Origin of the sequence: Luteimonas changyuni (assembly GCF_039548395.1) — a bacterium.
GTDB lineage: Bacteria > Pseudomonadota > Gammaproteobacteria > Xanthomonadales > Xanthomonadaceae > Luteimonas.
This window is the reverse complement of sequence record NZ_JBCLUZ010000020.1, coordinates 1-14,981: the sequence shown is the minus strand read 5'-3', so window position 1 is coordinate 14,981 and position 14,981 is coordinate 1. Positions and strand designations below refer to the sequence as shown.

At 68.8% G+C, this 14,981-nt stretch carries 14 protein-coding genes; 6 read left to right on the top strand and 8 right to left on the bottom strand.

The window, feature by feature from the left end; all coding sequences use genetic code 11:
• Positions 1 to 34: 34 nt before the first annotated feature.
• Positions 35 to 808 carry a peptidoglycan editing factor PgeF gene (gene pgeF, locus WCD84_RS08860; protein WP_343281151.1) on the bottom strand — a complete coding sequence of 258 codons (774 nt, stop codon included), beginning with the start codon at positions 806 to 808 and terminating at the stop codon, positions 35 to 37.
• 62 nt (positions 809 to 870) lie between these two features.
• Entirely contained in the window at positions 871 to 1,887 is a 1,017-nt protein-coding gene (gene rluD / locus WCD84_RS08855; protein WP_343254243.1) for a 23S rRNA pseudouridine(1911/1915/1917) synthase RluD, read from the bottom strand.
• 91 nt (positions 1,888 to 1,978) lie between these two features.
• Between rluD and WCD84_RS08850 the strand changes: the two genes are divergently transcribed.
• Positions 1,979 to 2,833, top strand: a complete 855-nt coding sequence (locus tag WCD84_RS08850; RefSeq protein ID WP_343254244.1) for an outer membrane protein assembly factor BamD — start codon at positions 1,979 to 1,981, stop codon at positions 2,831 to 2,833.
• A gap of 72 nt (positions 2,834 to 2,905) precedes the next feature.
• On the opposite strand, the gene WCD84_RS08845 is transcribed toward WCD84_RS08850, so the two are convergent.
• The 5 genes from WCD84_RS08845 to sucC form a co-directional block, all read right to left on the bottom strand.
• Positions 2,906 to 4,543, bottom strand: a complete 1,638-nt coding sequence (locus tag WCD84_RS08845; RefSeq protein WP_343281129.1) for an NAD+ synthase — start codon at positions 4,541 to 4,543, stop codon at positions 2,906 to 2,908.
• Between the two features lies 1 nt (position 4,544).
• Entirely contained in the window at positions 4,545 to 4,859 is a 315-nt protein-coding gene (locus tag WCD84_RS08840; RefSeq protein WP_343281128.1) for a CcdB family protein, read from the bottom strand.
• Positions 4,856 to 5,122 carry a type II toxin-antitoxin system CcdA family antitoxin gene (locus WCD84_RS08835; RefSeq protein WP_343281127.1) on the bottom strand — a complete coding sequence of 89 codons (267 nt, stop codon included), beginning with the start codon at positions 5,120 to 5,122 and terminating at the stop codon, positions 4,856 to 4,858. Before WCD84_RS08835 ends, WCD84_RS08840 begins: the two co-directional genes overlap by 4 nt.
• Before the next feature lie 440 nt (positions 5,123 to 5,562).
• The gene (gene sucD / locus WCD84_RS08830) at positions 5,563 to 6,441 is read right to left on the bottom strand and encodes a succinate--CoA ligase subunit alpha (protein WP_343281126.1); all 879 of its coding nucleotides are present in this window, start codon (positions 6,439 to 6,441) and stop codon (positions 5,563 to 5,565) included.
• 151 nt (positions 6,442 to 6,592) lie between these two features.
• Positions 6,593 to 7,759, bottom strand: a complete 1,167-nt coding sequence (sucC, locus tag WCD84_RS08825; protein WP_343279120.1) for an ADP-forming succinate--CoA ligase subunit beta — start codon at positions 7,757 to 7,759, stop codon at positions 6,593 to 6,595.
• Between the two features lie 101 nt (positions 7,760 to 7,860).
• Here sucC and WCD84_RS08820 point away from each other — a divergent pair, with 101 nt between their 5' ends.
• The 5 genes from WCD84_RS08820 (at position 7,861) to WCD84_RS08800 (ending at position 12,435) form a co-directional block, all read left to right on the top strand.
• Positions 7,861 to 9,438, top strand: a complete 1,578-nt coding sequence (locus WCD84_RS08820; protein WP_343254334.1) for a sensor histidine kinase — start codon at positions 7,861 to 7,863, stop codon at positions 9,436 to 9,438.
• Between the two features lie 80 nt (positions 9,439 to 9,518).
• Positions 9,519 to 10,916, top strand: coding sequence for a sigma-54-dependent transcriptional regulator (locus WCD84_RS08815; RefSeq protein WP_343281125.1), 1,398 nt, complete (start codon positions 9,519 to 9,521; stop codon positions 10,914 to 10,916).
• Positions 10,917 to 11,145: 229 nt separating this feature from the next.
• Positions 11,146 to 11,448 carry a HigA family addiction module antitoxin gene (locus tag WCD84_RS08810; protein WP_343281124.1) on the top strand — a complete coding sequence of 101 codons (303 nt, stop codon included), beginning with the start codon at positions 11,146 to 11,148 and terminating at the stop codon, positions 11,446 to 11,448.
• 202 nt (positions 11,449 to 11,650) lie between these two features.
• Positions 11,651 to 11,830 carry a YhfG family protein gene (locus WCD84_RS08805; protein ID WP_343254253.1) on the top strand — a complete coding sequence of 60 codons (180 nt, stop codon included), beginning with the start codon at positions 11,651 to 11,653 and terminating at the stop codon, positions 11,828 to 11,830.
• The gene (locus WCD84_RS08800) at positions 11,830 to 12,435 is read left to right on the top strand and encodes a Fic/DOC family protein (RefSeq protein ID WP_343254254.1); all 606 of its coding nucleotides are present in this window, start codon (positions 11,830 to 11,832) and stop codon (positions 12,433 to 12,435) included. Before WCD84_RS08805 ends, WCD84_RS08800 begins: the two co-directional genes overlap by 1 nt.
• A 188-nt stretch (positions 12,436 to 12,623) precedes the next feature.
• On the opposite strand, the gene WCD84_RS08795 is transcribed toward WCD84_RS08800, so the two are convergent.
• Positions 12,624 to 14,819, bottom strand: a complete 2,196-nt coding sequence (locus WCD84_RS08795; RefSeq protein ID WP_343281123.1) for a hypothetical protein — start codon at positions 14,817 to 14,819, stop codon at positions 12,624 to 12,626.
• Positions 14,820 to 14,981: the final 162 nt, after the last annotated feature.

The window sequence follows — 14,981 nt, the reverse complement described above, 5'->3', positions numbered from 1 at the left end:
CTCCCACAAGGGCGAGGCGCAGCGCCGGGAAATCTCAGTCCAGCCAGGCCAGCGTGGCGATGCGCCCGCTGCGGCCGTCGCGCCGGTGGGAGAAGAAGCGCCGATCGGAGATCGTGCACAGGCCTCCGCCGTGGATGTCGGCGCTGGTCAGGCCAGCGGCAAGCAAGCGGCGGCGCGCCAGGGCGTACAGATCGACATGCCAGTGCCCGGGACGCGTGGAAGCGAACGCGACCGCCGCGCCGGGGTCATCGGCCACGAACGCTTCGCGCACCTCGGCGCCGACTTCATACGCGGCCGGCCCCGCGGCGGGACCCAGCCAGGCCACGAGTTCCCCGGGCGCGGCACGCATCGCCGCCACCGTCTGCTCCAGCACGCCCGCGGCCAGGCCGCGCCAGCCCGCGTGCGCGACCGCGACCTCGCTGCCGTCACGGGCGGCGAACACCACCGGCAGGCAGTCGGCGGTGAGGATGGCCAGCACCGCGCCGGGAACGTCGGTGACCGCGGCATCGGCTTCCGGCTCGGCCGCCATGCGCCCGCGCTCGCTGGTCGCGTTGCCGTAGGGAAGCAGGTCGTCGACCCGCATCACGCCGGTGCCGTGCACCTGGCGCAGCCAGTGCGGGGCCGAAGGCAGGTCCGCGCGGTCCACCAGCTCGGCGCGGTTCGCCGCCACGATCACCGGCTCGTCGCCGCCCACGCCGTGCACATTGCCCAGGTTGAAGCGATCGAAGGGCACCATCGAGGCACCGGCGCCGTGGCGCAGCGTCACCAGTGCGTGCACGCCGTCCGGCGCCGGCCAGTCGGCCTCCAGCCACGCCCGGCGGCGCGATGCGGTTCCGGCATCACCTTCGCCCCGTCCCGCAGCGCCAGCGCTCACCGGCGCACGCCCGCCCCGGTGACCGCGTGCGCGGCGGCATCGGCGCGCAGCTCACGGATCAGCGCCTGCATGTCTTCGGGCACCGGTGCTTCGCAGCGCACGGACTCGCCGCTGGCCGGGTGCACGAACTCCAGCACCTGCGCGTGCAGGGCCTGGCGGCGGAAGCCGCGCAGCGCGGCGATCAGTTCATCCGAGGCCGCGCGCGGCAGCTTCACCGGCCCGCCGTACAGCTGGTCGCCCACGATCGGCGACTTCAGATGGGTCATGTGCACGCGGATCTGGTGGGTGCGCCCCGTTTCCAGCCGGCACTCAAGCGCGGTGTGGGCGCGGAAGCGCTCCTGCAGGCGGTAATGGGTGGTGGCCTCGCGGCCGTCCTCGCGCACGGCCATGCGCAGGCGGTCGCGCGGGTGGCGGTCGATGGCCGCGTTCACGGTGCCCCCGGACACCAGCGCGCCCACCACCACCGCCAGGTACTGCCGGTGCACGTCGCGCGCGGACAGCTGCGCCACCAGCGCCGCGTGCGCCTGCAGGGTGCGGGCGACCACCATCACCCCGGAGGTGTCCTTGTCCAGGCGATGGACGATGCCCGCCCGCGGCACCGCGGCGAACGCCGGGTCGCGGAACAGCAGCGCATTGACCAGGGTGCCGCTGTGGTTGCCGGCGCCGGGGTGCACCACCAGGCCGGCGGGCTTGTCGATCACCAGGACCTCGGAATCCTCGTACAGCACCGACAGCGGGATGTCCTCGGGCTCGGCGCTGACCTGGATCTCCAGGGTGGCGGTGAGCAGGACCTCCTGGCCGCCGCGGACCGCCTCGCGCGGGCGCACGGTGGCGCCGTCTAGCAGCACATCGCCCGACTTCACCCAGCCCGCCAGGCGCGACCGCGAGAACTCCGGGAACAGCTCGGCCAGCACCGCGTCGAAGCGCCGCCCCGCCATGGCGTCGGGCACGCGGGCGGCCCGGGGGGCTTCGGAAGCGGTTTCCGGGATCTCGGCGTCGTGGTCGTCGGTCATGGGTGTCGGCTCGGGTTCAGTCGTGGCGGCTGGCGGGCCGGTGGTGGCTGCTATTATCCCCCGTTCAAGCCCTCGCCGCCCCGGACGTCCCATGACCCGACGCACCACCCTTATCCGCAGCGCCCTGCTGCTCCTGCTGCTGGCCATGTTCACCGTGTCGGGCTGCGCGCGGATGAAGGGCATGTTCAAGGACAAGGACGTCGACGAGGGCGCGGCGGTCGAAACCCTGTACGACAAGGGCCATGTGCTGATGCGCCGCGGCAACTGGAACGCCGCCACAAACACCTATCGCCGCCTGGTCGCGCAGTACCCCTACGGCGCGTACACCGAGCAGGCGCTGATGGAAATCGCCTATGCGCAGTACAAGATGGGCCGCCACGACGAGGCCGTGTCGTCGGTCGACCGCTTCATCCGCACCTATCCCACGCACCGCAACGTGGCCTATATGTACTACCTGCGCGGCCTGGTGAACTCCAGCCGCGACACCGTGTTCCTGCAGCGCGCCTGGAACCTCGATGCCAGCCGCCGCGACCTGGCCACGCCCATGCAGGGCTACAACGACCTGCGCACCGTGTCCGAGCGCTATCCCAACAGCCGCTATGCCGCCGATGCCCGCAACCGCATGGCCGCGCTGCGCAATACCTTCGCCCGCCACGAGATCGAGACCGCGCTGTACTACATGCGCCGCGAGGCCTGGGTCGCCGCCACCGAGCGCGCCCGCTACCTGCTCGAGACCTACCCGCAGAGCGAATACCAGAACGACGCCGTGGCCGTGCTGGCCGCCGCCTATGTCGAACTGGGCAACGACACCCTGGCCACCGACGCCCGCCGCGTGCTCGAACTGAACGAGCCCGACCACCCGTACCTGAGCGGCGAATGGCCGGACTACCCGTGGACGATCCGCAAGCTCAACCCCTTCGCCACCGAAAAATCCGCCATCCAGTAGCCCAAGGCCTGTAGGAGCAGCTATAGCTGCGACCCGCACCGGCCTTGTAGGGCAGCTATAGCTGCGATCCCGTCAGTGGGGGTAACGATTGGTGATCGGGTAGCGGCGCTCGCGACCGAAGGCGCGGCGGGAGATCTTCGGCCCCGGCGCGGCCTGCTGGCGCTTCCACTCGCCGCGGCGCACCAGGGCCACGACGCGGTCCACCACCGCGGCATCGAAGCCGGCCGCGCAGACCTCGTCGCGCGACTGCTCCTGGTCGACGAAGCGCAGCAGGATCGCGTCCAGCACGTCATAGGGCGGCAGTGAATCCTGGTCGAGCTGGTTCTCGCGCAGTTCCGCCGAAGGCGGCCTGGCGATCACCCCCGGCGGGATCACCGGCGCCCCGCCCACGGTATTGCGCCACTTCGAAAGCCCGTAGACCTCGGTCTTGTACAGATCCTTGATCGGCGCGTAGGCCCCGGCCATGTCGCCGTAGATGGTGGCGTAGCCCACCGCGTACTCGCTCTTGTTGCCGGTGGTCAGCACCAGGCCGCCGAGCTTGTTCGACAGCGCCATCAGGATCACGCCCCGCGTGCGCGACTGCAGGTTTTCCTCGGTCACGTCCGCCTCGCGACCCTCGAAGGCATCGCCCAGGCTGGCCAGCAGGCCATCGAACGCGGGCCCGATCGGCACCGTCATCATCTCCACGCCCAGCGCGCGGCACTGCTCGGCGGCCAAGTCGTTGCTGAGGTCGGCGGTGTAGCGCGACGGCATGCGCACCGCGGTCACGTTCTCCGCGCCCAGCGCCTCCACCGCCATCGCCAGCACGATCGACGAATCGATGCCGCCCGACAGCCCGAGCCACGCGCGACGGAAACCGTTCTTGCCGAAATAGTCGCGGATGCCGCGCACCACCGCGCGCCAGGCCAGCGCGTCCATGCTCTCGTCGCCGTCGTCCATCCACACGATGGGCGTGAACGCGCGACGCGCGACGTCGTAGTCCACCACCAGCCACTGGTCGGTAAACGCGGCCGCGGCCGGATGCACCGTGCCGTCGCCGTCGGCGACCACCGATGAGCCGTCGAACACCAGCGCATCCTGCCCGCCAACGACGTTTAGATACGCCAGCGCCGCGCCGGTATCGCGCGTGTGGGCCGCGATCATCGCGTCGCGCTGCGCGTGCTTGCCGCGCTCGAAGGGCGAGGCGTTGGGCACCAGCACGAGCTGCGCGCCCTGCGCCACCGTGTCGGCGATGGGCTCGACGAACCACAGGTCCTCGCACACCAGCAGGCCCACCGGCACGCCCTTGACCTCGAACACGCAGCTGCCACCGTCGGGATCGACGTGGAAGTACCGGCGCTCGTCGAACACGTTGTAGTTGGGCAGCTCGCGCTTGCGATAGGTGCGTTCGATGCGGCCCTCGCGCAGCACGCTGGCGGAGTTGTAGAGCACGCTGCCGGCCGACTCCGGCCAGCCGACGATGGCGACGATGCCGGTCGCCGCGTCCGCAATGGTGCGCAGCGCCTGTTCGCACTCGGCCAGGAAGGCCGGCCGCATCAGCAGGTCTTCCGGCGGATAGCCGCTGACCGCAAGCTCCGGGAACACCACGATGTCGGCGCCGTACTCGTCGCGGGCCTCGCCGATCATGGCGGCGATGCGCGTCGTGTTGCCGGCGACATCGCCCACCGGGAAGTCGAACTGGGCGAGTGCGATGCGGAGGGTTTCGGTCATGTCAAATTCCATGCGTCAGGAAGTCCAGTGCGCCGATGATGGTCAGGCGATCGGCGGACAGGTCCGCCACCCGTTTGCCGAGCATCGGCATCGGCACGCTCGTGATCTGCGCAGTGTCCATCACCAGCGGCTTGCCGGCGACGGCCAGGGTGGGCATCAGGCCGGCGAGCAGCGGCCCGGCGCGCTCGGGCGCGATCAAGGGCACGACCACGCGGGATTCGGCGGTGTCGATCAAATCGCTCTGGATGTTCAGCCAGCACGGTATGGAACGCCGCGACGCCGCGTCGGCATTCGAGTAGACGAAGAACTGGCTCATGCCTTGAGCGATGCCTTGAATGCACGCACATGATCGCCGGCCAGGCCATCGCGCGCGACGCGCTCGTTGTATGCGGCGATCGCCTCCCGGTTCTCCTCCAGCCACTGCTCGCGCCTGCGCGCCCGGACCTCGGCGTCAAGCGCCTTCTCCAGCGTGGCGGACAGGTTGATGCCCAGGGTCTTGGCGGCCTCCAGCAGGCCCTCATTGATGCTGACGTTGGTGGCGCGCTTGCCGAAACCGGCGTAGTCGTCTCGAATGCGCATCGTGCATCTCCATCGAATGCGCATTGATCATGCGCATTGCGTCAACGGCTGTCAACCCGCCACGAAGAAGGAAGGCGTGACGGTTGGGTCGGGTCGGGTCGGGAGACGCTCCGTTGGGATGCGCGCTGGCCCGTCCCGTGCACAGGGGGTGTGCTGCGCCGGCCGTCTCCGCGTCCTGCTCCCAGCGGCCGGGCGCCGGCCATGGATGGCCGGCGGCCGGAACTGGGAGCAGGATGCGCATATTCCGGCTGGGCATCCCCCCTGCCTCCACGGCGGGCAGCGCACTCCCTCCCGGAGCAACCGTCCGAACCCCACTCAGTCGGGAGAAGAACCAAAAAAGAAGGCCACCCGCAAGGGCAGCCTTCTTCTTTTGCAGGAGCAGCAATCGCTGCCATTTGCAGCATCATCGCGGCTATAGCCGCTCCCACAGGGGGGCGGGGTCAGCTGGCGAGGCGCTTCGCGATCGCGGCACCCAGGTCGCCAGGCGAACGCACGGTGGTCACACCGGCCTTCTCCATCGCGGCGAACTTGCCTTCGGCCGTGCCCGAGTCGCCCGAGGCGATCGCACCGGCGTGGCCCATGCGCTTGCCCTTCGGCGCCGACGCACCGGCGATGAAGCCCACCACCGGCTTGGTCACGTACTCGGCGATGAACTCGGCCGCTTCTTCCTCGGCCGAACCGCCGATCTCGCCGACCATGATGATGCCCTCGGTCTGCGCATCGTCCTGGAACAGCTTCAGGCAGTCGATGAAGTTCAGGCCGTTGATCGGGTCGCCGCCGATGCCGATCACCGTCGACTGGCCGAGGCCGGCGTCGGTGGTCTGCTTGACCGCTTCATAGGTCAGCGTGCCCGAGCGCGAGACGATCGCGATCTTGCCCGGCATGTGGATGTGGCCCGGCATGATGCCGATCTTGCACTCGCCGGGGGTGATCACGCCGGGGCAGTTCGGGCCCACCAGCACGGTGTCCGGGTAAGTGGTGACCAGGGTCTTCTTGACGCGCAGCATGTCCAGCACCGGGATGCCCTCGGTGATGCACACGATGACCTCGATGCCGGCATCCGCGGCCTCGAGGATCGCGTCGGCCGCGAACGGCGGCGGCACGTAGATCACCGACGCATTGGCGCCGGTCTCGCCCACGGCATCGGCCACGGTGTTGAACACCGGCAGGCCCAGGTGCTCGGTGCCGCCCTTGCCGGGGGTCACGCCGCCGACGACCTTGGTGCCGTATTCGAGCATCTGCTCGGCGTGGAAGGTGCCCTGCGTGCCGGTGAAGCCCTGCACGATCACCTTGGTGTTCTTGTTGATCAGAACGCTCATTGGATTCCTCGATGTGTCTCTTTCCCGGCCCTCGGCCCTCGCCTTGTAGGAGCAGCTATAGCTGCGACCTGCCTGGGCTTCGGACCACCTGCGGTCGCAGCTATAGCTGCTCCTACAGGGGGCGGGGGATATGTGGGGGGTCAGCGACGGCTCAGGCGGCCTTGGCGGCTTCAACGGCCTTGCGGGCGCCGTCGTTGATGTTGTCGGCGGCGGTGATGGCCAGGCCGGAGTTCTTCAGGAGCTCCTTGCCCGCGTCCACGTTCGTGCCCTCGAGGCGCACGATCACCGGCACCTTGACGTCGACTTCCTTGACCGCGGCGATGATGCCTTCGGCGATCATGTCGCAGCGCACGATGCCGCCGAAGATGTTGACGAAGATCGCCTTCACGTCGTCCGACGACAGGATCAGCTTGAACGCCTCGGTCACGCGCTCCTTGGTGGCGCCGCCGCCGACGTCGAGGAAGTTCGCGGGCGAGCCGCCTTCCAGCTGGATCACGTCCATGGTGGCCATCGCCAGGCCCGCGCCGTTGACCATGCAGCCGATGTTGCCGTCCATGGTCACGTAGTTCAGGTCGTGCTGGCTGGCCTTGACCTCGGTCTCGTCTTCCTGGCGGATGTCGCGCATGGCGACCAGTTCCGGGTGGCGGAAGCCGGCGTTGTCGTCGGAGTCGACCTTGCCGTCAAGCACGGCCAGGTTGCCGTCGGTGAGGATGGCCAGCGGGTTGAGCTCGACCAGCGCCAGGTCCTTCTCGTTGAACAGCTTGTACAGGCCCAGCATGATCTTGGAGAGCTGGTTGACCTGCTTGCCGGTCAGGCCCAGGGCGAAGCCCATGTCGCGGCACTGGTAGGGCTGCAGGCCCTGGATGAAGTTGACGTTGAGCGACTGGATCTTCTCCGGCGTCTCGGCGGCCACCTGTTCGATGTCCATGCCGCCTTCGCTGGAGGCGATGAAGGTCACGGTCTGGGTCGAACGGTCCACCAGCACCGACAGGTACAGCTCCTTGTCGATGTCGGTGGCCATGGTGACCAGCACCGAGTCGATCGGCAGTTCGATGCCGGCGGTCTGGTAGGTCGCCATCTTCTTGCCGAGCATGCCCTTGGCGTGCTCGCGCACCTCGTCGAGCGAGCGGCAGAGCTTGACGCCGCCGGCCTTGCCGCGGCCGCCGGCGTGGATCTGGGCCTTGACCACCCAGAAATCGCCGCCGATGGCCTTGGCGGCATCAACCGCCTCTTCAGGGGTCCGGGCGACGCGCCCGGCCGGGACGGCAATGCCGTAATCGGCGAAGAGCTGCTTCGCCTGGTACTCGTGGAAGTTCATGTGGGGTCCGTCGTGGGAAAGTGGGACACAGCGCCGACCATTATAGTGCGCCAACGCCCACGGAGCCCGCCCGAGTGCCCACGACCCCCACCGATCGCGCCATGAGGCGCGAGCTGTACCTCCTGGCCCTGTACCGGACGCTTGAGGCCGCGCTGCTGGCGCTGGCCGTTTTCGGCCCGCTGCAGGGCGTATTCGGCGGCGAAGCGCGGGATCCGGCCCTGGCCGTGGCGGTGGCCGCCACCTACCTCGTGGCCTCGGCCGTACTGCTGCTGCTGTCGGGCCGCGAATCGATCCCGCTGCCGGCGCAGGTGATTTTCGGCGTGATCATCGACATCGCCGCCGCCACCCTGGCCACCCACGCCCTGCCCCACGCCGGACCCGGCATCGCGATGATGCTGCTGTTCAACGTCGGCGCGGCCGCCCTGCTGCTGCCGCTGCACCTGGGTCTGGCCGCGGCCGCGCTGGCCTCGGGCGCGCTGGTGGCGCAGTACATGGTGGTGGTGGTGGGCGGCAGCCCGATCCGCGAGCGCCCGCTGGCCGAAGTGCTGATGTTCTCGGTCAGCTACCTGGCGATGGCCTCGCTGACCAACTTCCTCGGCCGCGACATGCGCGAAACCCGCACCCTGGCCGACAAGCGCGGGGCCGAGGCCGCCAACCTCGCCGAAATCAACGAGCTGATCATCCGCCGCATGCGCGTGGGCGTGCTGATGGTCGATGGCAGCGGCCGCATCCGCATGGCCAACGAGGCCGCGCGCATCCTGCTGGGCGAATCCGGCCCCGAGCCGGAGGGTCCCGCGCGCACCCTGCCGAAGATCTCCCCGCAACTGGCCATGCGCGTGGCCGAATGGCGCCGCAGCGGCCAGTCCGACGACACCCCGCTGACCATCGGCGAGGACGGCAACGAAGTGCTGCCGCGCTTCGCCCGCCTGCTGGCCACCGACGACACCACCCTGATCTTCCTCGACGACACCTCGCTGGTCTCGCGCCGCGCCGAGTCGCTCACCCTGGCCGCCATGGGCCGCTTCTCCGCCAGCCTCGCCCACGAGATCCGCAACCCGCTGGCCGCGATCAGCTATGCCACCCAGCTGCTGGAGGAATCGCGCGACATCGGCGACAGCGACCGCCGCCTGCTGCAGATCGTCCACCAGCAGTGCATGCGCACCAACGCCATCGTCGAAAGCGTGCTGAGCCTGGCCCGCCGCGAGCGCGCCCAGCCCGAGCAGGTGGACCTGGTGGGCCAGGTGCGCGCCTTCATCGACGACTACCGCCAGACCTGCCCGGAAGAAAACGCCAGCCTGCGCCAGGCCGGCCAGCGCCCGGAGGTGCCGGCCATGGTCGACCCGCGCCACCTGCAGCAGGTGCTGACGTCGCTGACCAACAACGCCGTGCGCCACGGCCACCAGCCCGGCGAGGCCGCCCGCATCACCATCAACGCCGACATCCTCGATGGCAGCCCGGTGATCGAGATCACCGACCGCGGCCCCGGCATCCCCGACGCCGTGGCCCACCAGCTGTTCCGGCCCTTCTTCACCACCTCCGAGCACGGCACCGGCCTGGGCCTCTACATCGCCCACGAGCTCTGCCGCGCCAACGACGGCCGCCTGGAATACGTGTCCCTCCCCGGCGGCGGCGCCTGCTTCCGGATCACCCTGCGCAACGGCTCCGCCATGCTGGGCTGATCTTGTACCTTTTGACACTCGTCACACTATGGTGAAAAGTGCCAAAATTGGTCACCACGGACAGGCACGCAGAAATCCCCATGACAGACGCCCGCAGCGCCCTCATCGTCGACGACGAGCACGACATCCGTGAACTCCTTGTCCTGACCCTGGGCCGCATGGGCCTGCGCACCGATACCGCCGCCACCCTTGCCGCCGCGCAGGAGCTGCTGGCCCGCGGCAAGTACGACCTCTGCCTGACCGACATGCGCCTGCCCGACGGCTCCGGCCTGGAGCTGATCAGCGACATCACCACCCGCTTCCCCGAAACCCCCGTGGCCATGATCACCGCCTACGGCAACGTCGAGGCCGCGGTGGAAGCGCTGAAGGCCGGCGCCTTCGACTTCGTCTCAAAGCCCGTGGACATCAACGTGCTGCGCGGCCTGGTGCGCCAGGCGCTTGAGCTCAACGCCCGCCGCGCCGCCCAGCCCGAAGAGGCCGGCCGCCTGCTCGGCGGCTCGCCGGCGATGGTCGCCCTGCGCGAAACCATCGCCAAGGTCTCGCGCAGCCAGGCGCCGGTGCACATCAGCGGCGAGTCCGGCACCGGCAAGGAGCTGGTGGCGCGCACCATCCACGCCCAGGGCGCCCGCGCCGGCGGCCCCTTCGTGCCGGTCAACTGCGGCGCCATCCCCACCGAGCTGATGGAAAGCGAGTTCTTCGGCCACAGGAAGGGCAGCTTCACCGGCGCGCATGCCGACAAGCCCGGCCTGTTCCAGAGCGCCGACGGCGGCACCCTGTTCCTGGACGAAGTGGCCGAACTGCCGCTGGCCATGCAGGTCAAACTGCTGCGCGCGATCCAGGAGAAGAAGGTGCGCCCGGTCGGCGCCCAGACCGAGATCGACGTCGACGTGCGCATCCTCTCGGCCACCCACAAGGACCTCAACACCCTGGTGAATGCCGGCAGCTTCCGCCACGACCTGTACTACCGCATCAACGTGATCGAACTGCACGTGCCGGCCCTGCGCGACCGCGACGGCGACCTGCCGCTGCTGTCCGACGCGATCTTCGCGCGCCTGGCGCAGGCCATGCACCGCAGCGCGCCGAAGCTCGGCCCCGAGGCGCTGGCCGCGCTGGACGGCTATGCCTTTCCCGGCAACGTGCGCGAGCTCGAGAACGTGCTCGAACGCGCCATGGCCCTGGCCGACAGCGACCACATCACCGCCGCCGACCTGCGGCTGCCGGGCGGCAACAACAACATCCACTCGCCCGGCCGGCTGCCGCCGATGGCGGGCAGCGGCGCCCATTCGCAATCCCCGGCCGCGATGAACCCGCGCGAGACCGCCTCCAGCGCCCTGCCTTCTTATATAGAAGAGATCGAACGCGCCGCCATCCAGCAGGCGCTGCAGGAAAGCAAGTACAACAAGACCAAGGCCGCGGCCGCGCTCGGCATCACCTTCCGCGCCCTGCGCTACAAGCTCAAGAAACTCGGCATCGACTGACCCAGCCACCTGATCCACTGCCCCAGCCACCTGATCGACTGACCCAGCCACCTGTAGGAGCAGCTATAGCTGCGACCCACCACCTGCAGAAGCGCCGAAGCCCTGCGGCACGGCCCAAGCCCTGTATCTGCGCCGCCCCCCCCTGTGGGAGCGGCTATAGCCGCGATCAGGCATAAGGGCACGGACACCATCGATGTCGAAATTGTCGACTACCACTGAGGCTTCCGTCATGACCAAGACCCTTCCCCCCATCCATCCCGGCGAAATCCTGCTGCACGAGTTCATGGAGCCCTTGGGCGTCACCCGCTACCGCCTGTCCAAGGACATCGGCGTGCCGCCCCAGCGCATCGGCGACATCGTGGCCAGCAAGCGCGCCATCACCGCCGACACCGACCTGCGCCTGTGCCGTTATTTCGGCCTCACCGACGGCTACTGGCTGCGCGGTCAGGCCAGGTATGACACCCAATGCGCACGTGATGTCCTGCGCGAAGATCTCGAACGCATCCAGCCGCTGGCGCAGAAGGCGGCCTGAGACCCATCGCTGCCGGATGGAATGCCGCCACCGCGGGCGGCACGCAAGAATTTGGCACCCACTGACCCGAAGCCCTGTGGGAGCGGCTACAGCCGCGATTCGTGCCGGCAAGCGCGCCATCACCGCCAAGACCGCAGCTCCCACAGCAAATTCAGGTGTCAATCGCTATACTCGAAGCCGGTCATCATGCATGCCGGCCCTTATGAAAACCATCAAACCGGAAACCGCCCGTAGCTGGTATGTGCAGCACCGCAGGGAGAACTTTGCGGCGAGCCAGCGGCTGGAAGGCATCACCCACCCGATCGCCTCCAAAGGTTCGACTCGACCACTTCCCAGCAAGGCGGAACTTCTCGAGAAATATCGAAACGCGTCCGGCCTCTGATGCGCGACAAATACGGCGTATCGAACGACCCGTACTGTTGGCCAGGCACCACGGTGCTGCGCAACACCTTGGGTATTCGAGACGCCACCCGCCTCGCAGATGCGGAAGCCGAGTTCGCGGCCGTAGCGCTTGAACGCATTGAGATCGGCGCACCGCCGTTCAACCTCACCTATCTTTGCCAATTGCATCACCAGCTGTTCGGCGACGTCTACAGCTGGGCAGGCGAGGTTCGGAGCGTGGACATTTCGAAGGGCAGAACACGCTTCTGTACGGCCGACCGCATCGTCCCGGAGGCTAACAAGGTTATGGAAGCTTTGGATGGCATCGACATCCAAAGCAACCCATGGCCGATTGCGCTCAACCTCATCGCCGAGTGTTTTGGCGAACTGAATCTGATCCATCCATTCCGTGACGGCAACGGACGGGCACTGCGCCTTTTTTTTGAACATCTGCTGGTGCTCAATGGCAAGTCGGTTGACTGGAACCAAGTCGAGCGGGACGAATGGATAACCGCGTGCATTGCAGCGGTTGAGTGCCAATACAAGCCGTTGGAGTCGATTTTCGAGCGATGTATCTCCCCACTTCCCGGTGAAGAAGCGCCATGATCCGACGAAGCGCACTCCCCGTTCTGGTCCGGCCACCGGCGCACTAGGTTCCCGCCGCCCTCCTCCCCGCCGTGTCACCTAAGGCAACAGCACGCCCGCCTCCACGGTTTGCCGTGATTGCTGTCAGTAAGCCAAGTGCGGTAGCGCGTCGCCGCTATAGCGGCTCCTACAGGTTTTTCGCGGGCTGATCAGCGATACCGCGTCCACAACACCTGCGTCCGCCGCGCTTCCGGATCCGTGCCCGCGTCTTCCGCACACTCCACGATCCTGCAGGGCAGCCCGCCCGGATCGTAATCCTCCGAGCCGCCCGACAGGTCCAGCGTCGTGCTGCCGCCCATGCTCACATCACTGCCGCCGCCCTGCGCGGCCGACACGATCGCGCCGCTGATGGTGGTGCTGCCGCCGGTGGTCAGCACGTTGCCGGCCAGCACCGATCCGTCCGCCCGCGTCGACGCGCCCAGGGTGATGTCGCCACCCGAGAACCCGCCGCTGCCGGGCGCCGTACCGCCGGCCAGGTAGGCGATGTTCGCCACCGGCGCGCCGGTCATCGTGCCGCCGGCGAGATTGCACAGGTTCACCGGCACCAGCTGCGCGAAGTCCGGCGCGGCAGACCCGCCCGGCGGCGTCGCGTTGGCGCAGCTCACGGCAAAGCCCGCGTAGTTGGGCGACATATTGCGGTGCGAACCGCTGGTGGCGATGTTGCCGGTGGCGATGAAGGTGTTCACGTACACGCCGTTGCCGACCGTCAGGTCGCCGTCGAACCACGCCACCCCGCGCGCCATGCTCTTGCCGTTGATCTCCCAGCGGCCCCCGCTGCCGCCGATGCAGCCGTTCTGCGGCGAATACCCCTGGCAGATCGTGGCCACCGGCACGCTGCACACGCCGCTCGTCCGGTCCAGGTCCTCGTTCCTGCACAGCCAGTCCGGATAGCGCTGTTTGCTCACCGCCTTGATGCCCAGCACGTACTGCCCGTCGGGGATCCCGGCCACGTTCGCCACCGTCACCCGGCGCTGGTCACCCACCACCTCGAACACATAGTTCGCCAGCTCGCGCAGCGGCCATGCATCCACCTGCGAAGACGGCATCACCACCTCGGGCACCTCATCCACCACCACCGGCTCCACCGGCGCGATCGGCACCGTGTAGCCCGGCTGCACCCGCACGGTCTTGGCCACGCTGTCGCGGCCGTTGCCGCTGACGGCACCGCCGATGACCCCCGCGATCGACACCCAGCCCGACACCACCAGGTCGCGCTGCCCTTCCAGCGCGTCGATCCCGCCATAGCCGCTCACGCGCGTCGTGCCCTGCGTGCGCACCCGCCCGGCACCGGCCTTGCCCATGTCCACGTCGCCGATGGCGGTGATCGATCCCACTTTCCCGTAGGCCCCGTGCGTCACCCGTCCGTTGGCCGCGACCTCGCTGACCTCTCCCGCAGGCAGCGCCACCGCCGCGCGCGAACGCAGCACGGTCGAGCGATTGCCGCCGCTGTAATCCACCCGCCCGTTGGCATGCACCCGATTGGCACCGCCGCCGCCACCGGTCCAGTTCACCGGCCCCTCCGAGCGCACCGAGGTGATGTTGACGCCGCCGCCGGTCACCGTCACCCCGGTCTTCGATTCGACCAGGTCGCCGGCGCCGCCGGTGAACAGCACCGGCCCGTTCGCGCGCAGTGCCACCGGGCTCGAACCGCCTGACACCGTGGCCCCGCCGCGCGCCCGCACCTGGGTGCCGCTGGCGCTGCCGCGCAGCACCACGTCGCCGTTGGAATGGATGTTGCGCACGTGGATGTTGCTGCCCACGGTGATGTCGCCGGTGGCGCGCAGGGTGTCGATACCGGTGATCGATGCGCTGTCCAGCAGCGCATCGCCGTCGACGTTGAACACCGCGTTCTCCGCACCGGTCACCTTGATGCTGCCGGTCAGCCGCAGGTCGCGGTGGATGTTGATCGCCGAGACCACGCCCGCCGGCGCGCTGCCGCCGCCACCGCCGCCGGCTTCGCCGGGCTCGATCTCGTACACCACCTCCACCGTGGCCCGCGACTGCGCCGCGCCGCCCTCGGCCGCCAGGCCGGTCACCGCCGCCTCCACGCGCCACGCGCTGCCGTCCTTGCGCACCGACGTCAGCCCCGCGCTGAAGCCCGGATCACCGGCGCCACCAAAAGCCACCGGCACCACGCCGCCGGCATCGGCCCAGCCGTCCAGCGCGCTCTCGTCCACCGCATCCAGCCAGCGCCGCAGCACCTCCACCCCGCGCCACGCGCTGGCCTGCGCCGGCGTGCTGGCATGGATGGTGAGCTGCTGCTCCTGCGTGCTACGCACCGCGTGCCAGATCAGCAGCGTCGACGTGCCCACCGCCACGCCCAGCATCAGCACGATGAAGAGCATCGCCACCCCGCGCTGCCGCTGCCTTTGCGGGAGCGGCCTTTGTAGTAGCGGCCCTTGTGGGAGCAGCCCTTGTGGGAGCGGCTTTTGTGGGGGAGGGGGGGGGGGGGGGGGGGGAGGCGCGCCCCAGGAACACAACATACCCCACCCAAAAAAAAACACCAC